Genomic DNA, 21,824 nt, shown 5'->3' with positions numbered 1-21,824 from the left:
ACGCTCGCTCATGATCCCTCCCCACAAGTCGGGAGCTTGAATCATGCCGCGAGCCGACACTCAAGTGAATTTATGGGTCCTGACCCTAGAGCAGCCTCACTTGCGTTCCGATTTCAACGATATCGAACAATCTTTCGATGTTCTCATTGTATATTCCGACACAACCATTTGAGGCGGGACGGCCTATCTTTTCAACCAGATCAATCCCGTGGATCCGGTAATATTGCCAACTTAGGTTCAGCGCCCGCGAACCAAGGGGATTGTCCGGACCCGGACCAATTGATTGAGGAAGTGTCGGGTCGCGCTCACGCATATTCGGTGTCGGAATCCAGGTGGGATTTCGGCGCTTCAAGACTATCTCGGTATAGCCGCGGCGGGTTAATTCTTCACTCATGGGCACCGAAGAAGGGTATACGAGATATAGGCTTTCGTCTTCTGACCAGTAATGCAGGACGCGGGCCTCCAAATCGCAGAGAATTGCCCCCTTTCTCAGGTGTTGGAAGTGGTCTTGCCAGCGCTGAGAGCGAAAACTCGCTGTGTTGTGGCGATTTGGTGCGGAAGGCGCGATCATCGTGACTTCTTGGGCCCGCAAGACGGCTGGAGTCGCAAGGGCAGCCATTCCGGCTGCAACGAAAGTGAGGATGTCGCGCCGTGTTGAAAGACCGGTCATCAAGCTTTTCCTTTTCTTAGTCGGCGATCGTCATAGTCCACCAGAGCCTGTTGCCGGGCTCCTGGAACACGCCAATGCCAATGCGTTGTGCTTCCGGATCGAGGAGCAAAGCTCGTTGAGCGGAGTTGCCCATCCAAGTCGCAATTGTCTGAACTTCGCTCTCATAGGTCTCTGAAACCAGCTCTCCCAGCACATTGCCAGAGAAGCCGGCGCGTCGGGCGCGGTCCATCGGTGAACTTCCATCTGCGCCGAAGTGCCAGGCGCGGCGTTGCTGCGCCATAGAACGAGAATGCTCGTCCGCTGCTAATATGAGTGCAGGCTCGAGAACTACCGCAGCAACCCCGGAAGCGCTTCTGGTGTTGTTAACTGTTTCGAGTGCACGCTGCCGTACATTGGCAACATTCTCAGGTGTTACAGAATATATCCCTTGAACTGACGAGCCAGAATCATCAAGCCGAGGCGGCGCAGACGGGTTCAATTGGGCACATGCTGAGAAGGTGAGCAGCGCAGCAATACCCAGTACTCCACGAAACATCGTCGCGGTAGGAGCCCGCATTTTGGTCGGGGAACCCGACTGGGTGATGGTTTCATTCCTATAGTTCATCAGACGTATATAGGCCTTCAGATCATTTTGTTCGGAAGACCCTGTAATTCCTCTAGCCACATGAGGTTCAAGGCCGGGATGCCCGAAATCCTGCCGCATCACGGAAATTTCAGAATCTGTGCGAGATGCCGGCAGAGGCCGCTCAGATACCCTCAACCTTCTTGATCCGAGGAGTAGCCTGTTGCGAGGCGCCCTCTTGCAAGAGCGTCCATGTCGATGGCGCTCGCGATTTCCTGTGTCGGAACTGCATCGTCTTCGAGTGGATCAACTGGTCGGCCGTCAATCAAGACCTCGTAGTGAAGGTTGGGGCCACTCACTAGGCCAGTTGCGCCAACCGCACCAATACGATCTCCCGCGCGAACGCGAGTTCCGGGAGCCATCCCTTCAGCAAATGCGGAGAGATGAGCATAGCGTGTAGTCACGCCACCACCGTGGTCGACATCAATTGTCAATCCATAGCCGCGGATGGTGCCGGCGTATACAATTCTGCCCGCCCCTGTTGCATTGATGGGCGTTCCCGTCGGCGCGGCATAATCAATGCCTGTATGCATGCGGCGCCCACCCAATACCGGATGGTTGCGGTTCCCAAAAACTGAGGAGAGCCGCGCGCCCATGATCGGCGGAGCACTGCGCTGGACGAGTTCACCGTCTTCGAACAACAGGACCGGGCTGGCAGCGTCTGTCGCCACCAGTTCGTAGTCATGGCCGCCAATGGTCAGTCTCGAGTAAGAGAGGCGTGGTTCCCCGGCAATGCTGCCATCCGGCAGGATGTCTTCTTGCCAGATCAGGGCGAAGGCTTCACCGCCTCGCAGGTCGCGCCTGAAATCGACCTGACCCGCCATCAGCGCGGTCAGGTCCACAGCGAACCGTGGTGGAGCTCCAATACTGACCAGCGCATCATAGAGCGAACCGTTCAGAACGACTGTCTCTTGCCGGCCCCGGGTTGTTGTTTCTGGTTCAAGACGAACCGCTTCAACCTCGCCAGTGAAGGAGAGAGATACTTCGACGCCATTGCCTACGAGGAGTTGGAGCGACTCTAGGCGAGAATTGTCGTCGCGTCTGGTCGTCCAGCGCAACACGTTGCCTGGGCGCAAATCGCGGATATCATACACGCCGTCCAGCGCGAGAGCGGCTTCAGCGCGGTCGGATGGCGAGATGCCGCCCTGCGCCAACAGCCTGTCAAGAGAGTCCCCTTGCGCGATAGTGATCTCAGCGGACTGCACCTCAACGGCTGCCCCAGTCTCGATTTGCTCGCTCGCCAGTGGCTCTGCATGTAATGGGGCCGCCAACAGAAAAGCGAGCAGCGGGACGGTCAGTTTTGTGGCCATCTGGCAGGATGTCCTTTTCAGGTCAGGATGCGACGGATTTTAGGAATGGCGAAGGCGGGGTCTTCGTGGAAATCAATGATGCCCGCAAAGCGGCCATCGGGCCGGAACAGAAAGACGCCGGCGGTGTGGTTCATCGTATAGTCGCCATCTTCGCGCGGCATCTTTTCGTACCTCACTCTGAAGGCTGCGGCGGTACGGGCGATCTCATCCGGTGTTCCGGTCAGTCCCGTGATGCGGGCATCAAACAGACTTACATAATCGGCCAGTACCTCGGGGCTGTCGCGCTCGGGATCCACGGTGATCAGCGCGATGGTAAGGGCTTCCGCGTCCTCACCCAGTTCTTCCAGCCAGTCCGAGATGTTGATCAGCGTTGTCGGGCACACGTCGGGGCACCAGGTAAAGCCGAAGAAGACAAGCGCCGGTCGCCCGATCCAATCCCCGGGGCCGACAGGCACACCCCGTTGGCTGGTCAGGCGCCAGTCCATTTCAGTCAGTGCCAAAGGCAGTGGCGATGCGTCTGTCTGCGGTGGGTTCCGCCGGCTGCGCCAGGCACCCAGAGCCAGCGTGCCGGCTGCGGTAGCGACCACCGCTGCGGCACCGAGGATCAGCTGTCGTCGGGTTGGCATGCCGGCCCCCTGGCAGCATAGGCGGCAATGCCGACATCGATGGTCACTTCTCCGGAACGTTCGAATATCAGGGTCATGGGGAAACTCTCCCCTTCGGCCAGCGCGGCGGTCAGGCCCATGAGCATCCCGTGAAAGCCGCCCGGCGCGAGGCTGACCGTCGATCCGGCAGGCACCGGAATGTCCGAGACATGTGGCATGGTCGCTACGCCGTCGGTCACGACCGTTTCATGCAGCATCGGCATTTCGGCCAGCGGCGTAGAGATCGCCGTCAGGGAGTCATCCACGCTGCCCGCGTTCGCGATCTCGACATAGAAGACGGCGGGGCGGGCCGGGCCGATGGTTGCGCGCGACCAGGCGTTGGTGAGGGTCAGATCACCACTTTGCCAAGAGGGGCAGCTTTGGGCAGAGGCGGCGGATGCCGTCATGCTGACAGCCAGTGCGGCCAGGAGATACTTCATACCTCAGAATCTTTCTTTCAGATCGGCGAGGATCTCGGTTGCCGAGGTGCCATATGCAAACTGGCGCAACCATTGCCCGTCAGGTGCAACGAGGAAAAGGCCGGGACTGTGCGACATGGTGTAGCCATCGGGCGCGTTTTCATCATCTTCCCGTGAGAAATAGATGCGAAAGCTGTCGGCGGCGGCCTGGGTCGCAGTTGGTGATCCCGCAAGACCCAGGATCTGCGAGTGGAATGCTGCAGTGTAGTCGTCGATTCCAAGCGCTAGGTCACGTTCGGGGTCGATCGATATAAACACTGGCTGAACGGAAGCGGCCTGTGGCCCAAGGTCATCCAGAACCTGTGCGGCCTCGGCCAGAGTTGTCGGGCATACGTCGGGACAATTTGTGAAGCCAAAGAAGACCAGCAGCCAGCGACCGCGGAATTCTTCGCTGTCGCGCAATTTACCCGAACTGTCCGGCAGGCTGAACTGGGGCAGGAAATCTGCGCTCTCGATGGTTGGGGGCGTTTCTTCGGACCAGAGCCCTGACTTCAGGATGGCGAATACGAAAGAGGCCAGGATTGCTGCAATCCAAAGAGCTTTTTGAATTCTGCTCAACCGTAACATACGTTCAGAGCTCCAGGTATCGAGCGAACGCTATGCTCAGGACCACAGTGAGCAGAAAGAACGCGATTGCGAAGCCAGCCGCATACTGCAACATATCAAGCCGGTTGCCTCCCCTCTTTTTCGCGAGAAATGCCCCCCATATAGCTCCAATTGGTAGTGCTATTAGCGCGAGCATCGGTCTGCCTCTGTGGCCACGAGCATATTCTCCTGCGATCAAAGTTATTTCGTCTGGTCCGAGGGTTCGCCTACAACCTCAAGCAACTAGAGGATCAAGTGGAAAAAGGGTCCCTCACGGCTTTGTCACAAGGCGCCGCAATCATTTATTCTTCGGACTGCTGCAGGTGCACGGTCGGAAATGCATAGCGTATGGTGAGAGTGAGGTTATTTTCTTCAACTAAATCTGAAAATAGCACCCAACTGATCCAGCGCATCATAGAGCTTGGTGTCGCGATCATAGACATCCTTTCTGAAGTGAACGCCGCCGCGTGCGGTGGTAAAGGCGGTACGATACTCCAGATGAACTGGAACGGGTTGCTCCAGTTGTATGCGGGTTTGCCTCTGACTACGCAGTGTCGACTGGAACAGTTCGATCGGGTCGTCGCTCTGGCGCGACAGAAGCTCATATGCGAATTCATGTGGCTCTCTCAGGCGGATGCACCCGGCAGAGAAAGCTCTCAGCTCATTGTTGAAAAGCTGGCGCTCGGGGCTGTCATGCAGATAGATTGCCCACGGGTTGGGGAACATGAACTTGACTGTGCCCAATGGGTTGGTTGGTCCTGGAGCCTGGCGCAAGCTGTAGGGGAAGGTGCGCGCAGTATAACGCGAGAAGTTGATCGAACTCCGCGGGACCACGCGCCCTGCACTGTCGATGACGTCGAGTTGGCGCGCTCCGCCGCTGACGAGGCTATTCCAGTAAGTTCGCGCAACGATCGAGCGCGGTAGGGTCCAGTCCGGGTTGACTTCCAAGTAGGTCATTTGGTGTGAGAATTCGGGGGTCTGTGTGTCGTTTGGGCGGCCGCCGATGATAGAAACCGTATCCAGCGTCACCAGATCATCGTCCATGATCTGGGTGGTGAAATCGGCGAGGTTTACCCAGATGTGGCGCTGCCCTCGGGGTATGTTCAACCATCGCTCTCGCTCGAGTGCCACTGTGAGGGAACGGAGCCGAGCCTCCGGAGAGATGTTGATTTCCGCCAGTGTTGCTGCGTCCGCGACGCCGGTTGCCGCGATGCCGTGGAAGCTTTGAAAGCGGGCGACAGCAGTTTGAATTCGATGGTCATAGGTCGCAACAGCAGTGCGGGCGAGGTAACCCATCTCTATGAGCCTGTCTCGCAGCGCGACTACCGCTCCTCCCAGATCGCCGGGCCGTAAACTCAGAGAAGTCACCGCAGGGCCCCAGCCACCCTGGATGATTTTCTCACGCAAGTGATAGATCGACCGCAGCAGGCGTGCGTATTCAGGGCAGGATGGCACCATATTGCGGATGAAGGCCGCCGGTTCGGCCATGGCGAAATCGTGCATCAGGCTGGCGACATCGGGGCGGGGAAGGGTTCGGACAATTTGGGGGATGATTTGTATAGGATCCAGAACGCCGCTCCCCAGGTCGCGGGCATATCGCACAAAAAGCTTCGAGGTCCGAGCTTCAATCCTTGCACGGTCCCGTTCTGATGAAACTGCATGGTAACCAGCAATCAGCCCCTCAAGGTCGTACTGACCCGTCGGCAATCCTTGATCTCCTGCCTGGGAGAGTGCTGTCACGAAAGCTGCCCTGCGCGCTCCGTGCTCGGATCCTGTCCAGACCGGCATATAATTGGTGTTACGGTAGAAGGCAGACAGCCCGGGGTCGTCTGCCACACTCTCTGCAAGTACCATGCTGAAAGCTGGAAGAGTCTGTGCGAGTGCTCTGCCGGGCAGCAACCCAGTCAGCCCGCTCGCGGCCATCAAACTCAGAATGCTCCGTCTTGAAGCCTGACTGCTTCCTGCGTGCCTGCTCATCAGAACCTCCTCCGTCGTCACTTTCAAAATGTCAGCACTGCTATGCCGACACGGTGACCGGACAGAAAACCAACAGCAGGACGTGCCCACCTCACGGCGGTGGGTGCTGACTTCGGGGTGGATACGACCTCTAGTTACTCGAGGTTCAAGCAGGATATTGCCGTCCTTGCTTGGGATCACGGGGAAATGAGCGCCCGTGATCTCTGCGCAAGGAAGCGTCTCGGCGCGCCTGACCTGCGGCATTACAGGGCACAACTTTTCGCGAATCCCGCAGTCCAACCGACAATCGGTTGCACAAACCTCAGGGCCGACACCTCATAAACTGCGAGGCATATGCCCGAGATTTCTACTGGCTGTCTGTCGCCTCCTGAACCGCATTTCGGACCGCCCTTGAAAGGCTGTCGAAGCTGACCTGCTCAAGAGGCTCACCATTCAGGTAGAAGGTCGGGGTAGCCCTTACCCCAAGCGCTTCGATGTCTGCGCGATCCCGATTCAGAAGTGCGACTGTCCCCGGCGAACGTGTTTCGACTTCACGTGTAGAAATGTCGAGGCCCTGTGCGGCAGCTACCTGCCAAGCGAAGTCCATGTTAGGGCCATCATGCAATGCCCAGTTCGGCTGCGACTCGAACAGCGCGTTCAGAACAGGCTCAAACAGGCCCTGCCGGCGGGCTGCCTCTAAGATCGCGACAGCTTCGTCGGATCCCTGATGAAAGGCCGCATAGCGCATAACGATCCGGAAGTGCTCGGGGAATTCCTTGAGCAGTTGTGACAGAACCGGGTGGAAGGCACGACAGGCTTCGCAGGACGGATCAAAGAACTCGACCAGAGTGACCGGCGCGTTTTCGGGGCCGAAGGCCACGGCACCTGGCCTCAGCAAAAGCGCATTGATGTCCGGGATCTCGGCCGCGCGCCTGGCTGCTTCCGCCAGAGCCTCTTTCCGGCGCTGGTCCTGAATATACCAGGAACCGCCGGCGAAAGCCGCCACGCCGGCTGCGAGTGATCCAATGATAATGGTCCGTCGGTTCATTTTGCGGGTCCTTTCGGCAAAAGCAGGAGGAGAATGGCGAAGAAGGACGCCATCGACAGATAGGGCAGTGACAGGCCAAGAACCGACTGCGCATCGCGGTCGGTGCAGGAAGGCCCGGTTTCACTGCAGGGGATGATCGGCTCGGCTATCAGCCCGGAGTAGAGCCCAGAATGCCAGGCCGCGATCAGCAGCCCGATGCTTGCCAGTGTCAGTGCGTAAAGGCGGCCCGCAGAATCGTCGCGCCAAAGTGCGATGGCCAGGATCGCGGTGATTGGGAACATGGCGATCCGCTGATACCAGCAAAGCGTACATGGCCGTTGACCAAGGACCTCCCCGATGAACAGTGCTGAAAGCGTCGCGATCAGTGCGATTATGAAAGCGAGGCTCATTCGCGAGTTCAGGTCAGGCATGGGGTCTCTCATTTTGTCGGGGGCGGAGGAAGCTGGAGAGCAAGATCAGCGCGACGCCGAGGAAGATCGCGATATCGGCCCCGTTGAAGGTTGGCCAATGCCAGTCCCTCCAGTAGAAATCCAGGAAATCGGTCACGGCACCCTGACGCAGCCGGTCAAGGATATTGCCGGATGCCCCCCCGGCTATCAGCGCGAAGCCAACTCGCTCCGGGGTGGCAGTTGCACGAACACCCATCCAGATGAGGCCGAGCGTGATTGCGCTAGTCAGGGCAGCCATCAGCAGAGGCTTGTCGGCCATGAAGCCCCCCAACATCCCGAAGCTTGCGCCGGTATTGAACCCGAGGGTCAGATTGAAGCCCGGCAGCACCGGGACGGGCAGGCCCGGGGACAGGCCCGTCAGGGCGGCGGCTTTGGTTGCCTGATCTGCGGCGAGTGCCACAAGCGCCACGATCAGAAAGACAGGAAAGTTTCTCACGCTGCACCACTCTTCCGGCCGATCCAGCGCGGAACGTGGCGCATATATCGGGCATAGTCTTCTCCATGGGTGGCAAGCAGCAGGGTCTCTTCGCTGCTGATCTGGGTCTTGGCAGCCCAAAGGAAAATGACCGGGGCTATAGCGGTTGCGAGACCAGGTAAAGCGAGTGCAATGCCGATCAGTAGCGACGCCTGACCCAGAAAGGTTGGATTGCGCGACAGAGAGAACAGCCCGGTGGTGACCAGGGAGCTACTCTGTCCTGCGGCAGTTCCGACCCGCCATGAGGTGCCCATATCTGATTGCGAGGAAAGTGCGATGAACGCACCGATCCATGCCGCGGCTGCGCCGGCAAGGCCGGGAATGAGGATGCCGTACTCGCTCCAGAGCGGATCGCTCTTGTGTAGCCATGGGATGCTTTGCCAGAGGAGCGGCCCCAGGAAGGCCAGTGCGAAGGCGGCTCTGAACCCAAGCGCTGCCAGCCTGTCTGGACCACTTGTCTCGGTGAACAGCCAGACCCGCTGTCCATGCTGTGCAAGTCGAAGGGTGCCGATGAAGAAGAGGACAAGATAGGTTGAAAGGGCCGCGAAGGAGGCCCATCCCATGAGTGAAGGCATCCGGTTCAGCCTTCCTTTGCGGGGTCAAACCGCAGCAGCCGCAGCGCGTTGATCGTCACCAGCACCGTTGCGCCTGTATCGGCAAGGATCGCGATCCACAGGCCGGTGATGCCCAGAACCGAGGTGACAAGGAACACGGCCTTCAGGCCCAGGGCGAGGGTGACGTTCTGGCGGATATTGCCCATGGTTGCCCGCGCCAGCCGGATCAGCGCCGGCACATCAGCCACCCTATCGCGCAGGATTGCGGCATCGGCGGTCTCCAGCGCCACATCGGTGCCCGATCCCATGGCCACCCCGACCCCGGCCTGTTTCAGCGCCGGTGCGTCGTTGATACCGTCCCCGATCATCATGACGCCACCCTGCTGACCCATCTCGCGGATCACACTCAACTTATCCTCAGGCATCATTTCCGCTCGGAAATCCATGCCCAGCTGGCCTGCAATGGCTTCGGCGGTGCGGGGGTTGTCGCCGGTCAGGATGACAGGGGCGATGCCCATGGCTTTGAGTTGCCGCATCGCGTCACCGGCATCGGCCCGCGGCTCGTCGCGCAAGGCGATCAGCCCAAGCGGCTGACGTTCGCGGAAGACGGCCACGACAGTCTTGCCCTCAGATTCCAATTCCGTCGCCCGTCGGATATGGTCCGTTGCGATCCCGGCGGCCTCCGAAGCGTGGCGGGGCGAAGAAACCCAGGCTTTTGAACCGCCCACCAGGGCCTCGACCCCCTTGCCGACAATGGCGCGGGCGTCGCTGGCGGGCAAGGCTTCGACCCCGGCATCTGCGGCGCGGCGCAGGATCGCCTGCGCAAGCGGGTGCGAAGATCCGGTCTCGACCCCGGCAGCCACCGCCAGCAGATCGCTCTCCGCCACAGAGGGCGCAGTGACGATGTCCGTCACTTTCGGCTTGCCATGGGTCAGGGTGCCGGTCTTGTCAAAGGCGATGCGGCTGACCTTGGCCGCAGACTCAATCACTGCACCACCCTTCATCAGGAGGCCCTTCTTCGCCCCAGAGGACAGGGCAGAGGCAATCGAAGCCGGGACCGAGATGACCAGCGCACAGGGGCAGCCGATCAGCAAAAGCGCGAGGCCGCGGTAGATCCAGGTGTCCCAATCGCCGCCGAAAGCCAGCGGCGGGATCAGGATCACCAGTGCGGCCACCACGACGATGGCCGGCATATACCAGCGCGAAAAGCGGTCGATGAAACGCTCGGTCGGGGCGCGGGCATCCTCGGCCTCTTCGACCAGCTTGATGATCCGCGATATGGTGTTGTCCGAGGCGGTTCTGGTGACAGAAATGCGCAGCACAGCTTCGGTGTTGATCGAGCCGGCAAAGACTGTCTCCCCCGGCCCACGCGTGACCGGGACGCTTTCCCCGGTGACGGGGCTTTCGTCGATGCCGCTGGTTCCTTCGACGATTTCACCATCCGCCGGGATGCGGTCACCGGGGCGGACCAGCACGCGCGCACCGACTGTGAGGGTTTCGGCCGGGACTTCGGTCGTCTTGCCGTCGAACTCCAGCAGGGCGGTTTTGGGAACCAGATTGGCCAGCGCCCGGATGCCGTCGCGCGCCTTGCCGGCGGCAACGCCTTCCAGCACCTCGCCCACGGCGAAGAGGAACACCACAAGCGCCGCCTCTTCCGCCGCGCCGATGAACAGGGCGCCGATGGCCGCGATGGTCATCAGGCTTTCGATGGTGAAGGGCTGACCCGTCCGCAGCGCCTCAAAGGCGCGTTTCGCCACCGGGGCGACCCCGATGACGCAGGCGAGGGTGAAGGCCCAGTAGCCATATTCGGCATTCGTCAGCAGTTCGAACGCCCAGGCAAGACCAAGCAGCAGGCCGGTGAAGATCACCAGTCGCCCTTTGCCGGTCTGATACCATTTCTTGCCGCGAGCCGCCGGATCGTCATGCACATGGCCGGGGCTGCCATGACCGGAATCGTCGCCTCTGGCAGCCCTGGCCGCAACCGGCGGGGCCGAATGCTCATGGCCACTGCAAGCCGGCCCTTGGACATGGTCGCCCGCCGCATGTGCGTGATCCTTGTGGTCATGATCCTTTTCATGGTCGTGATCCGCGCAGTCCGGCCCGTGCACATGCGGCGCCTTCCTAGCTGTTGGGACGGAGGCGGGGACAGCCCCGGCCGCCGCATTGCGCGGCGCAATCTGATAACCGAGCCGCCGGACGGTATCTTCGATATGCGAGGCCCCGGTCGTGTTCGGCGCAAGGTTCAGGGACAGACGTTCGGTCATCAGGGCGACCTTGACGTCACTCACTCCCGGCAAGCGCTCGATCGCCTTCGTCACCTTGACCGTACAGGAGGCACAATCCATGCCGCCGACCGTCCATTCAAGCCGTGATGGGCCGTTCATCCCAAGCCTCCCGCCCGGGTCCACCCGGGTTAATTACTCTCGCCGGGTCCGATGTGTAGGACCTCCAGCTGCTATAGCTTCAAGGGGTTTCTTGAGCAGATGCGATGAACTTTTCTTGAGGGCGGCCATTTCCGCACAAATGCCAACTTCGCAATAAATTGAAGTTCGCGCTCTGCGGCGAATTGTCAGAGACATAATGTCCAATCGCCAAATCCTGTCTGGTTGAGGAGATATCTGGTGACTGGACGAGGCCGTTTCGGAAATGGGACTCGCAAACGCGCCATACGGATAATCCCGTGACAATCAACCGATCTATTCATCCAGAGAGCCATGCGCTCTTAATCAGGGCGAGATCTCCGATCAGCCGAAGAGCGGTTGCGTTTTCGGTTTTTTCTGGGCTTGTCTGGCCGATGCAGGCTGCACTGATTGCCTGGGTCATATCCGATCTTATCGCCAGCGAGATGCCAGGCTGGTATATTGCCCCGTGGCTCATCTTGCTCAGTGGCTTGCGCGCTGGTTTGGACTGGATGGCCGAGGCTGGAAGTCAGGATGAAGCGTCCCAGATCATTGCAGATCTGCGGCTTCAGTTGCTGGAGGCGGCGGTTTGGCGCTCCCCCTCGGGACCAGGCGAGGATGCGGCCGCACAGGCTGCCCTGATGGGCGAGAAGGCGGCGATGCTCCGCCCCTGGCTGGAGAAGTTCCTGCCCGCAATGGGCCGTGCCAGGATCGTGCCGGTGGCGATCCTGGTGCTGGTTGCCAGCCAGAGCTGGACGGCGGCGCTGGCACTTGCGGTCACCGGGCCGCTGATCCCGGTCTTCATGATGCTGATTGGCTATGCGGCGCAGGCGGCCTCGCGCGATCATCTGGTCGAAGCCGGAGCGCTGAACCGGCTGCTGATGGACCGGATCGCGGCCCTTGCCGAGCTGCGGCTTCTGGGCGCCGTGGGTCAGGCCGGGGCCGATCTGGAAATCCGTGCCTCGGATCTGCGCTCGCGGGTGATGAAGGTTTTGCGCCTCGCGTTCCTGTCCTCGACGGTGCTGGAACTGATGGCTTCGCTCGGGGTGGCGCTGGTTGCGGTGCAGATGGGGGTCTCGCTCCTCGGGCTGGTGTCCTGGGGTGGTTGGGGCGGACCGATCAGCGCCTTCGGGGCGATCTTTGTCCTTTTAATCGTGCCGGATTTCTATCAGCCGATGCGGGATCTGGCGGCGTCCTGGCATGATCGGGCGGCGGCTCTGGCGGTGCTGGGCGAGGCGCGGGCCGCGCTGGCGCAGGGGATGCCGCGCATCCTTGGCGAGGGCGCGGCACCCGCCGCCCGCTGCGAAAGGCCCTTTCCGCTGCGCTGGCAGGGTCTGGTAATCTCACCCGGACAGGGTGCCGCGATTGCTGTGCCGGACGGATCCCTGTTGCCTCGGACCGCCACGGCGGTCACGGGGCAAAGCGGAATCGGAAAGTCCACATTGCTGGGCACGCTTGCGGGGCTGCGCCCGGCACTCTCCGGCACCATCCACTTCGGCGATGTCCGGCTTTCGGACGCGACGGTTGCGGGCCTGCGCGGCGCGACCGGCTGGCTGCCGCAGCAGCCGCGCTTTCCGGCGATGAGCCTGCGCCGCTGGCTGCGCCTTGCCGCACCGGATGCCACCGACGAGGCCCTGATTGATGCGCTGCACCGCGCCCGCGCTGGTCATGTCCTGGCGTCGTTGCCGCAAGGCCTCGGCACCCGCCTTGGCGAGACCGGCGGCGGTGTCTCTGGCGGCGAGGCGCGCAGGCTGATGATCGCCCGCGCGTTGCTTGCCCCTCCGGCGCTTCTGCTGGCGGATGAGCCGACCGCGGACTTGGACGCGACCTCCGCGCAGGAGATCACCGGTGCGCTTCTGGCGCTGCGCGGATCGGGCAGCGCGCTGCTGATCGCGACACATGACGCGCGGCTTGTCGGGGCGATGGATCATGTCATCGCGCTGCACGCCGGGGGGAAGGCCGCATGAGACATCTTGCCGCCGTCATCCGGGAACTGAACGACGGCAATGGCCGGCATCTGCGGCGTGCGGCCGTTCTGGCGGCGATGGTGCCACTTGCGGGGGCAGCACTTCTTGGCCTGTCGGGATGGTTCATCACCGCATCCGCGATGGCGGGTGCGGCCGGGCTTGGCCTTGTCTTCGACTTTCTGCGCCCCTCGGGTGGCATCCGCACGCTGACGCTGATCCGCGCCTTCTCGCGCTATGGCGAGCGGCTGCTGGGGCATGATGCCACGCTGCGGGCGCTGGAACGGCTGCGGCTGCGGCTGTTCCGTGATCTTTCCGCTGTGCCGCTTCATACGCTGGCGCGTCGGCATTCCGCGCAGATGCTCAACCGGCTGACCGCCGATGTGGAGGCGCTTGAAGGGCTGCTGATCCGTCTGGTCTTCCCGACGTTTGCGGCAGCGCTGTCGCTGCTGATCGGGCTTGGCGTGATTTGGATCATCGGCGGAGGGGCGCTTGCCGGGGCCTTGGCCGCCATCTGGGCGATGGGAGTCCTGTGCCTTGCGCGGCTGGCCGGGGGCGGGCAGCGCGCCGATGCCCGCCGGGAAGAGGCGGCGCTGCAGGCGATAAGGTCGCGTGCCGCCGGGCTTTTGGCGCTGCGCGGCGATCTGCTGATGCAAGGGCTGCTGGCGCAAGGTCTTGATCAGGCAAAGGCGGCGATCGCCCGCGCTACCGTGGCGCGCAGCGGCCAGAATCTGATGGGCCGTCTGGCAGGCGTCGTGATACACCTCGTACCGGGCATGGCGATTGCCGCAACCCTGGTCTTGGGGGGCAGCCTTTCACCGGCGCTGCTGCTGACGGTGATCCTGATCAACCTGGCATTGACCGAATGCCTTCGGCTGTTGTGGCGAGGCTGGTCCGAGCGCGGGCGGATCGAACTGGCGGCACGCAATCTTGCGCGGCGGCGGGCTGATACCCGACCGGCACCCGATCCGATGTCCGCGCCTGCCCCCCTGCGCTCCGGAGCGTCGCTGCTGGCAGTGCGTCAGCTTGTGGTGCACGCCCATGGCAGCGGCAGGGTGCTGAGCGCGCCTGTGGATTTCACGCTGGACCCTGGCGAGACCCTGGCGATCCATGCTCCGTCGGGAGCCGGGAAATCCACCCTTCTGGCAATGCTGGCACGCGCAGCCGCGTCAAAGCCGGGTGAGATCACCCTTCTGGGTCGCGATCTGTGCCAATGGCCCGAGGCCGATCTGCGCGCCGGGGTGACGCTGGTGCCGCAGCGGCCCGCGCTGATCGCCGGATCGCTGGCCGACAATCTCCGCATTGCCGATCCGCAGGCCGGTGATGCGGCACTTGCGGCCGTGATGCAGGCAGTGGCCCTGTCGCATTTTCTCACAACGCCCGAAGGGCTCGGGCGGCAATTGGGCGAGCGGGGCGCTGGCCTTTCCGGCGGCGAGACCCGGCGTCTTGCGCTGGCGCGCGCGCTGTTGCGGCAACCGGACCTCCTTCTGGTCGACGAACCGACCGAGGGGCTGGACCCGGCCAATGCGGCCGCGGTCCTGCAGGGTTTGCGCGCATATCTGCCCCGGTCGGGGATCATTCTCGTCTCGCATCGCGAAAGCGATCTGGCCGGTGCCGACCGGCGCCTGCAACTGCCTCCGGCTGACCGTGACAGTCGGATGCCGCCAGCCGCACCACCCCTTCACCACATCACACGCAGGGGCGCAGCGCCCCTCAAAAAGGAGGCCACCGATGGACATTGATGTCGTTGACCTGTCACGACTGCAATTCGCCGTGACGGCCATGTACCACTTCATTTTCGTGCCGCTGACCCTTGGCCTGTCGCTGCTCGTGGCGATCATGGAGACGGTCTATGTCATGACCCGCCGCCCCATATGGCGGCAAATGACGAAATTCTGGGGCACGCTCTTCGGCATCAACTTCGTGCTGGGCGTCGCCACCGGGATCACGATGGAATTCCAGTTCGGCATGAATTGGAGCTATTACAGCGTCTATGTCGGCGATGTGTTCGGGGCCCCGCTGGCGCTGGAAGGTTTGATGGCCTTTTTCCTTGAGGCGACCTTTGTGGGCCTGTGGTTCTTCGGCTGGGACCGGCTTTCGGCCCGCGCCCATTGCATCGTGGCCTGGTGCGTGGCGATCGGCAGCAATTTCTCGGCGCTGTGGATCCTGATCGCCAATGGCTGGATGCAAAACCCGGTCGGCGCGGTGTTCAACCCCGATACGATGCGGATGGAGATCGAGAGCTTCTTCGAGGTCATCTTCAACCCGGTCGCCCAGGCGAAATTCGTCCACACCGTCAGCGCGGGCTATGTCGCGGCCTCGATCTTCGTCATCGGGGTGTCCAGCTGGTTCCTGATCAAGGGGCGCCACACCGAACTGGCGCGGCGTTCGATCACGGTGGCCTGCTCTTTCGGTCTGGCCTCGGTCATGGCGGTGATCGTTCTGGGGGATGAAAGCGGCTACGAGACCACCCATGCGCAGCGCATGAAGCTGGCCGCGATGGAGGGGATGTGGGAAACGCAGGCAGCCCCCGCATCCTTCACGCTTTTCGGCCTGCCCGACCAGGAGGCGCGCGAGACGCGCTATGCGGTGCATGTTCCCTATGTGATGGGGCTGATCGGCACGCGGTCGCTGACCGAGGAAATTGCCGGAATCGAAGATCTGGTGAAGGAGTCCGAAGAGCGTGTCCGTTCCGGCATCATCGCATGGGACGCGCTGCAGACCATCCGCACCGAGCGCGCGGACACGCCGCCCGAGGTGCGCGAGATCTTCGAGGCGAACGGCGGCAACCTGGGTTACGGCATGCTGCTGATGCGCTATGTCGAGGATCCGCGCGATGCCACTGAGGCACAGATCGCCCAGGCCGCCGCAGATACGATCCCGACGGTCTGGCCGCTGTTCTGGTCCTTCCGCATCATGGTCGGCGCGGGTTTCCTGATGCTTGGCTTTCTTGCCTATATGTTCTGGCGCACAAATTTCCGCCAGGGGCGCTATCCCACGTGGGTCCTGCGCGGTGCCGTCCTTATGGTCCCGGTGCCCTGGATCGCCATCGAGGCCGGCTGGTTCGTGGCCGAGTTCGGGCGCCAGCCCTGGACGGTGGACGGTCTGCTTCCGACCTTCCTGTCGGCAAGCCGCCTGTCTGTCGCCGATCTTCTGATCACGCTGGCGGGCTTCGTCGCGCTTTACACCGTGCTTCTGGTGATCGAGGTCCGGCTGATGCTGGCCGCGATCCGCAAAGGCCCGGTGCAGGATGCGGTAGAAACCGATGCCTGGAACAAAGCGCATCAGGCCCGCCTGTCCGGCGTGCTTGCCACCGATATCAAGCCAGCGGAGTGACCCGAGCATGATCCTGCATGAGTTTATCAGCTATGAGGCACTGCGCCTGATCTGGTGGGGGCTGATGGGGTTCCTTCTGATCGGCTTTGCGATGACCGATGGCTTTGACATGGGGGTTGGCGCGCTGTTGCCCTTTGCGGCCCGCACCGATGTCGAGCGGCGCATTGCCATCAACACCATCGGCCCTGTCTGGGAAGGCAACCAGGTCTGGCTGATCCTTGGCGGCGGAGCGATCTTCGCCGCCTGGCCACCGCTTTATGCGGTCAGCTTTTCGGGGTTCTATCTTGCGATGTTCCTGATCCTTGCGGCGCTGATCCTGCGGCCCGTCGGGTTCAAATACCGTAACAAGAAAGAGGATCCGAAATGGCGGACCCGCTGGGACTGGGCGCTGTTCATCGGTGGCGCGGTTCCGGCGCTGACCTTTGGCATCGCGGTCGGGAATGCGCTGCAAGGCGTGCCCTTCCAACTGACAGAGATGATGGTGCCGCTTTACCCGGGCAATGCGCTGATGAAGCTTCTCGCGCTGCTCAATCCGTTTGCGCTGCTGGTTGGCATGGTCAGTCTGACAATGCTGATCACCCATGGCGCGGCCTGGCTTTCGTTCAAGGCGGAAGGCATGGTCGCGGTCCGGGCACGCCGGATCGGGGTCGTGGCCGGGGGAATTGCGATCCTCGGGTTCCTGGCGGCCGGGCTCTGGCTGGCGGTCGGTATTCCGGCCTATCACTATATTGGCGCTGTTGATCCCGCAGGTCCGTCCAACCCGCATCTGACAGCGATGACACGGGGAGGTTCCTGGCTTGCGGCCTATCAGATCCGGCCCTGGATCGCGGTTGCGCCGGTGCTGGGGGTGATCGGTATCGCCCTGGCCGCCTTTGGCCTGTCACGGGGGGCTGGCGGCTGGTCGCTTCTGGCCTCGAAACTGGGCATTTTCGGGGTCATCTCGACCGTCGGGCTGACGATGTTTCCGTTTATCCTGCCATCCTCGCTGGATCCGAAATCTTCGCTGACCGTCTGGAATGCCTCATCGTCGCACCAGACACTGTTCATCATGCTCGGTGCCACGCTGTTCTTCATGCCCATCATTCTGGCCTATACCGCCTGGGTATACCGGGTGCTCTGGGGCAAGGTGGGCGCAGACGAGCTGACAAAAAATCCCAATGCCTATTAACCCGGAAGGAACTCTGAAATGTGGTATTTCGCCTGGATGCTGGGGCTGCCCGTCGCGGCAATGTTTGCAGTGATAAATGCTATGTGGTTCGAAATGAGCGAAGACAGGCGCACATCCGGTTCGGATCAGCCCCAATGAGGTTAAGAAATTAATGCTGATTGAAATGAAGTGGAGCTTTCGGCTCCTGTCGACCGAACTGGTGTATTGTCTACCTTAGTTTGCAAGATGAAAGCTATCGCGAGCTGTTACTCAAGCATAATGATTTTAGATTTCCGGACGGAGTTTGCTCAGATGCAAGCTCCGTCTTTTTTTCTAATTGGGTCAGGGGCGTTAGAGTTTCAGGTTGCGGCAGATATGCGATCTTCTCCGGGATACAAGAATGCTGTAGACCCTGGTGCAACATGATCATAAAGGTCGATCACGTGGGCCATTACCATTCGCACGCAGCCCGAACTAGCGCGCGAGCCGATGGACCTTTGCGCGGGCGTCCCGTGGATCCGAAGGTAGGTGTCGCGATTACCTACGTAGAGATAGAGTGCGCGTGAGCCGAGTGCATTTGTTGGCCCCGGCTCGACACCACCCGCGAACCGTCCATATAGTTCTGGTTCACGGGAAATCATGTTTTGGGTTGGCGTCCAGTGCGGCCATTTGACTTTGCGCTTGATCGTGTATGTGCCGGGTTCGTAAAGGTTTCCCCTGCCGATCGCGACACCGTATCGCATGGCAGTGCCGTCAGACTGAATGTGGTAAAGGTACCTGGCGACCGCATCGACATGGATATCGCCCGCCATCAAGCCGTCATTTGCTTCGACCCGCCTGGGGAGGAAGCGAGGATGGATCCCCCAGGGATTGCTTGTCGCCGGGTCGTAATTCGCAGGTGTGACCTGAGCATCCCAAGCCGCCATTTGCGATTCGGAAGGCCAGCTATTTGCAAATACCGGGTCGGCGAGCGGCGCGGAAAACAACGCTGCAGTCGTTGCGATAAAGTGGCGTCTGGTCAGCATGAGCCGCTACGTCCTTCAATCTTGCATCTGTGGGAACTGCCCCGCAACTGGTCCGCGTCGCAATTCACTTTTCAGTGTTGCCGAGGGAGAGACGTTCTCGCCCGGTCAGTTCTTTACACCTGCATGCAGTGTTTCATCGGCCAGTCCGTCGATAATCGAGCATTCCGATCGACTGTCCCCATTGCAGCTGTGAACGAGGTGCTGGAGAGTGTTCCTCAACTCCATCAACTCTTTGAGCTTGTCGTCCAGATCCGCCAGCTTCACCATCGCGAGCGCCTTCACATCGGCACTCTGGCGATCGGTGTCATTGTAAAGCGAAAGCAGCTGGCGGCACTCCTCCACGGAAAAACCCAGGCTGCGTGATCTCTTTAGAAAGCGGAGGCGGCTGACATCCGATGCAGAGTAGTCCCGGTATCCATTGTTGCTTCGACCTGCAGTCAGCAGGCCGATTTCTTCATAGTAGCGGATCGTTTTTGCAGGAAGACCTGACCGTTCCGATGCAGAACCGATGTTCATGATGTTCTCCTGAGCTTGCTTCGCTCCTGATATAGGGCTTCCAGTCACGGGAACCAACCGTTTTGAACTACCACCGCAGTCAGGCAATCTTCGGATGTTCCTCTTCGGGTGTGAAGAACACGTCCGCATGGATATTTGCCGCAGGCACGCCCCGCTCGGTCAATACGGCATAGGCAGCGTCCACCATGCCCGGAGGGCCGGCGACATAGGCGCGCGCATCTGCCAGGCTATGGTGATCGAATGCCAGCGCATCTGTGACAAAGCCGGTTCTGTGGCGCGTCGCTGCAGACTGGGATAGAACGGGAATGAAGGTCAGGTTGGGAAACTGCTTTGCCAAGTCCTCGAAATGGTCGACGAGATAAAGATCTTCTTCTCGCCTGACGCCAAAATAAAGGCAGATCGGCTGCTTCATACCGGCGTGCAGGGCGGTCTCGACAATGGACCTGATAGGCGCGAGCCCACTCCCGCCCGCCAGCGCGATGATTGGCCCGTCATGCGCATCGCGCAGCCAGGCGGAGCCGCAGGGGCCCTCAATTTCAACTCTATCGCCGACAGCAAGGTCGCGGTGAATGGCGGTGCTGGTTTTCCCGTCCGGAACATGTCGGACATGGAGTTCGACGATTGCTTCATCCGGACGGTTTGCCATGGAATAGCTGCGCATCGGTGCATCCGCCATGGTCAGGTTCAGGTATTGGCCTGCGGCAAAGCGGAATTTCACCGGCGCCTCCAGCGCCAGCCGCAGTCGCATGATGTCATGCGTCATCTTGTCCCGGGCGATGACCTGCGCCTTTTGGCGGATGGCGGGCTTTTCAATGAATTCATCATCCAGCCAGGCGACGGTGACATCGGTTTTGGGAACCGCGCGGCATGCGAGAATTTGTCCCGAGTCCCGCTCCGCGGCGGTCAGGGCGAAGGGAGAATGCTGTAGCATCTCCACCTCGCCGCTGAGAAGTTCCGATTTGCACGAACCACAACGCCCGGAACGGCATCCATGGGGAAAAGGGGCACCGGCGCGCAGGGCGGCTTCCAGAACAGTTCCGCCCTCCGCCACGGGCACGCGGCGGTGGATCTGGGGCAGGGAGACGGTTTTCATGCCTCGGCCGCTTTGCCATCGAGCTTGAGCAGAGCGGAGATGTTCTTCTTCTGTTCAGCAAAGACGCCGTAGAACACGTGCTCATTGTCGATCACGGTCACAGGGGCCACGCGCACGCCGGTGCGGCGCTTTGCCTCTTCTGCGACTTCGGCCCGTCTCAGGTCGTGTTCCGTGAAGGACAGCCCCTCCTGGGCAAACCAACGCTTGAGCGCGAGGCAGTCGGGGCAGGTCGGCGTTGTGTAGACTTCGATTCTGTAGGTGCCGGACATTCTGGCTCTCCACCTGTTTGTTTATCTGAATCAGCATGTTGTTCGGCATGTCGTCATGCCGGATGATTTGCATGACGGCAAAGCTAGTGCTTCCAGTTACTGGAGGGTCAATGGGGCAGCGCTCGCTGGACAATTTTTCATGCTCGTTCTGCGCGCTGCGCCGCAGCGTTGCGACCGGGTATTCTTGCCAAGCCGGAGCTTTGGATGACATGAGTTGAAGTACGGACATGTCGCGTGCGCCCGAAGCGGACGGCCATTCAGTTAAAGGACGAAGCGCGATGAGCACCTTTGACTGAAGGCCGCCAAGCCTCCCATCATGCCAAACTGCGGAACTGCCGTCGCATCCGGGAAGCGTCCAATCAGGCTGTGGCCCAAGGAGACATTTTGCCGGTATCCCCTTGCCGCAACATCACGCCAACCGGCTGACCCGAAGAAAAATGGGCGCAGTTGCCCCGGTTCCGAGAGCGTACAAGCTGATTCTCGGCCAGAGCAGCGCGCCAAAGCTCAGGGATCGAACGAGTCCACGGTCTTTGGACCGACATCCATGATGCTATTCCTTGCTGGCTCGAACCTGCTCACTGCAGGCCGGCGGGCCAACAATCTCGGGCCTCTCCCGTTTCTGACATTGATCATGGCCCTGCTGCTCTGGTGCAGCAATCGCTCGAGAGCGGGCTGAATGCGTAAGGCCTCGGCCGGATCCGGTACCCCGTTGCAGTTGAACTGCGGTGCGGCAGATACAGGGAGGTTGTGCAGATAAACTATTGCCTTTGAACGCAGATTTGCCGTCCGGCTGCTGTATTTAGCGGCAGTAGAGTTGTCTCGACCTGACCTGCGTGCTCATACCAATAGCAGTTGTCGTCGGGCATCAGGCGAGCCGTTTGGACGTTTTGATAAGGTGCGGCCAGCGCAACAATGTTCTCGGGAACAGGTGGTGGAGTTACGGGGCTCTGCTCAGTTTGCAGCGTACATGCACCAAGCGCCGAGGTCGCTGCCATCATGCCGAAAATCTTCAGTTTCATCGAGTTGTTCCCGTTGGCTTTGTCATGGTCCCGAGCAGAGATTTCATCTGGACGACTGATTGGTGAAACCGCAACCCGCTGGTCCTGGCAATAGAATCCCCTGCCTTCGCCAGTCTTGCTATGTGGCAAGCCGACTCAGGCAGTCAGCCTGCGGACGCTTCGCTTCACATCGACAAAATCTACACAGATCAACGGTTCCCATGATTGGAACGGGGGATTTCCGCCGATTTTTCTGTGGGGTTTGCAGGTTTGCTCGGGAGTTGG

General features: G+C 61.0%; 22 protein-coding genes. 5 read left to right on the top strand and 17 right to left on the bottom strand.

The genetic code is table 11. The features are described from left to right. Nucleotides 1–85: 85 nt before the first annotated feature. The 12 genes from HS053_RS21285 to HS053_RS21230 form a co-directional block, all read right to left on the bottom strand. Complete coding sequence (locus HS053_RS21285; protein ID WP_174213246.1) at nt 86–670, bottom strand: L,D-transpeptidase; 585 nt, start codon at nt 668–670, stop codon at nt 86–88. Nucleotides 671–686: 16 nt separating this feature from the next. Beyond that, nucleotides 687–1,373, bottom strand: coding sequence for a CAP domain-containing protein (locus tag HS053_RS21280; protein ID WP_174213245.1), 687 nt, complete (start codon nt 1,371–1,373; stop codon nt 687–689). Between the two features lie 53 nt (nt 1,374–1,426). After that, nucleotides 1,427–2,602, bottom strand: a complete 1,176-nt coding sequence (locus tag HS053_RS21275; protein WP_174213244.1) for a M23 family metallopeptidase — start codon at nt 2,600–2,602, stop codon at nt 1,427–1,429. Nucleotides 2,603–2,619: 17 nt separating this feature from the next. Beyond that, nucleotides 2,620–3,228 (bottom strand): SCO family protein, encoded by a 609-nt coding sequence (locus HS053_RS21270; protein WP_174213243.1) that lies wholly within the window; start codon nt 3,226–3,228, stop codon nt 2,620–2,622. After that, entirely contained in the window at nt 3,207–3,686 is a 480-nt protein-coding gene (locus HS053_RS21265; RefSeq protein WP_174213242.1) for a copper chaperone PCu(A)C, read from the bottom strand. Before HS053_RS21265 ends, HS053_RS21270 begins: the two co-directional genes overlap by 22 nt. A gap of 3 nt (nt 3,687–3,689) precedes the next feature. Continuing rightward, a complete protein-coding gene (locus tag HS053_RS21260; RefSeq protein WP_458358914.1) occupies nt 3,690–4,283 on the bottom strand; it encodes an SCO family protein in 594 nt (197 codons plus the stop codon). A 399-nt stretch (nt 4,284–4,682) separates the two neighbouring features. Further along, on the bottom strand, nt 4,683–6,287 hold the full coding sequence (locus HS053_RS21255; protein ID WP_174213240.1) for a L,D-transpeptidase family protein: 1,605 nt from the start codon (nt 6,285–6,287) through the stop codon (nt 4,683–4,685). A gap of 346 nt (nt 6,288–6,633) precedes the next feature. Next, nucleotides 6,634–7,314, bottom strand: coding sequence for a DsbA family protein (locus HS053_RS21250; RefSeq protein ID WP_174213239.1), 681 nt, complete (start codon nt 7,312–7,314; stop codon nt 6,634–6,636). After that, the gene (locus HS053_RS21245; protein WP_174213238.1) at nt 7,311–7,724 is read right to left on the bottom strand and encodes a disulfide bond formation protein B; all 414 of its coding nucleotides are present in this window, start codon (nt 7,722–7,724) and stop codon (nt 7,311–7,313) included. The genes HS053_RS21250 and HS053_RS21245 overlap by 4 nt, the downstream gene beginning before the upstream one ends. Beyond that, complete coding sequence (gene lspA / locus HS053_RS21240) at nt 7,717–8,199, bottom strand: signal peptidase II (RefSeq protein WP_347233365.1); 483 nt, start codon at nt 8,197–8,199, stop codon at nt 7,717–7,719. The genes HS053_RS21245 and lspA overlap by 8 nt, the downstream gene beginning before the upstream one ends. Further along, nucleotides 8,196–8,813, bottom strand: a complete 618-nt coding sequence (locus tag HS053_RS21235; RefSeq protein ID WP_174213237.1) for a methyltransferase family protein — start codon at nt 8,811–8,813, stop codon at nt 8,196–8,198. Before HS053_RS21235 ends, lspA begins: the two co-directional genes overlap by 4 nt. Before the next feature lie 5 nt (nt 8,814–8,818). Continuing rightward, a complete protein-coding gene (locus tag HS053_RS21230) occupies nt 8,819–11,176 on the bottom strand; it encodes a heavy metal translocating P-type ATPase (protein ID WP_174213236.1) in 2,358 nt (785 codons plus the stop codon). Between the two features lie 296 nt (nt 11,177–11,472). Here HS053_RS21230 and HS053_RS21225 point away from each other — a divergent pair, with 296 nt between their 5' ends. From HS053_RS21225 to cydX, 5 genes are read left to right on the top strand one after another with little or no spacing between them, the layout of a single operon-like run. Then, entirely contained in the window at nt 11,473–13,158 is a 1,686-nt protein-coding gene (locus HS053_RS21225) for an ABC transporter ATP-binding protein/permease (protein WP_347233364.1), read from the top strand. After that, nucleotides 13,155–14,897: an amino acid ABC transporter ATP-binding/permease protein gene (locus tag HS053_RS21220; RefSeq protein WP_174213234.1), complete on the top strand. Its 1,743-nt coding sequence runs from the start codon at nt 13,155–13,157 to the stop codon at nt 14,895–14,897. Before HS053_RS21225 ends, HS053_RS21220 begins: the two co-directional genes overlap by 4 nt. Beyond that, on the top strand, nt 14,887–16,491 hold the full coding sequence (locus HS053_RS21215; RefSeq protein WP_174213233.1) for a cytochrome ubiquinol oxidase subunit I: 1,605 nt from the start codon (nt 14,887–14,889) through the stop codon (nt 16,489–16,491). The genes HS053_RS21220 and HS053_RS21215 overlap by 11 nt, the downstream gene beginning before the upstream one ends. A gap of 7 nt (nt 16,492–16,498) precedes the next feature. After that, nucleotides 16,499–17,659, top strand: coding sequence for a cytochrome d ubiquinol oxidase subunit II (gene cydB / locus HS053_RS21210; protein ID WP_174213232.1), 1,161 nt, complete (start codon nt 16,499–16,501; stop codon nt 17,657–17,659). 18 nt (nt 17,660–17,677) lie between these two features. Then, nucleotides 17,678–17,797, top strand: coding sequence for a cytochrome bd-I oxidase subunit CydX (gene cydX / locus HS053_RS21205; protein ID WP_174213231.1), 120 nt, complete (start codon nt 17,678–17,680; stop codon nt 17,795–17,797). A gap of 200 nt (nt 17,798–17,997) precedes the next feature. Here cydX and HS053_RS21200 read toward each other — a convergent pair whose 3' ends face one another. The 5 genes from HS053_RS21200 to HS053_RS21180 form a co-directional block, all read right to left on the bottom strand. Next, nucleotides 17,998–18,663 (bottom strand): L,D-transpeptidase, encoded by a 666-nt coding sequence (locus HS053_RS21200; RefSeq protein WP_174213230.1) that lies wholly within the window; start codon nt 18,661–18,663, stop codon nt 17,998–18,000. A gap of 105 nt (nt 18,664–18,768) precedes the next feature. Then, entirely contained in the window at nt 18,769–19,179 is a 411-nt protein-coding gene (cueR, locus tag HS053_RS21195) for a Cu(I)-responsive transcriptional regulator (protein ID WP_174213229.1), read from the bottom strand. A 79-nt stretch (nt 19,180–19,258) separates the two neighbouring features. Then, nucleotides 19,259–20,272: a 2Fe-2S iron-sulfur cluster-binding protein gene (locus HS053_RS21190; RefSeq protein WP_174213228.1), complete on the bottom strand. Its 1,014-nt coding sequence runs from the start codon at nt 20,270–20,272 to the stop codon at nt 19,259–19,261. Then, complete coding sequence (locus HS053_RS21185; RefSeq protein ID WP_174213227.1) at nt 20,269–20,541, bottom strand: glutaredoxin family protein; 273 nt, start codon at nt 20,539–20,541, stop codon at nt 20,269–20,271. Before HS053_RS21185 ends, HS053_RS21190 begins: the two co-directional genes overlap by 4 nt. A 758-nt stretch (nt 20,542–21,299) precedes the next feature. Beyond that, the gene (locus tag HS053_RS21180; RefSeq protein WP_174213226.1) at nt 21,300–21,560 is read right to left on the bottom strand and encodes a hypothetical protein; all 261 of its coding nucleotides are present in this window, start codon (nt 21,558–21,560) and stop codon (nt 21,300–21,302) included. Between the last annotated feature and the right edge of the window lie 264 nt (nt 21,561–21,824).

This window comes from Tabrizicola fusiformis (assembly GCF_013328815.1).
Lineage (GTDB): Bacteria > Pseudomonadota > Alphaproteobacteria > Rhodobacterales > Rhodobacteraceae > Fuscibacter.
This window is presented reverse-complemented; position numbering and strand designations above follow the sequence as displayed.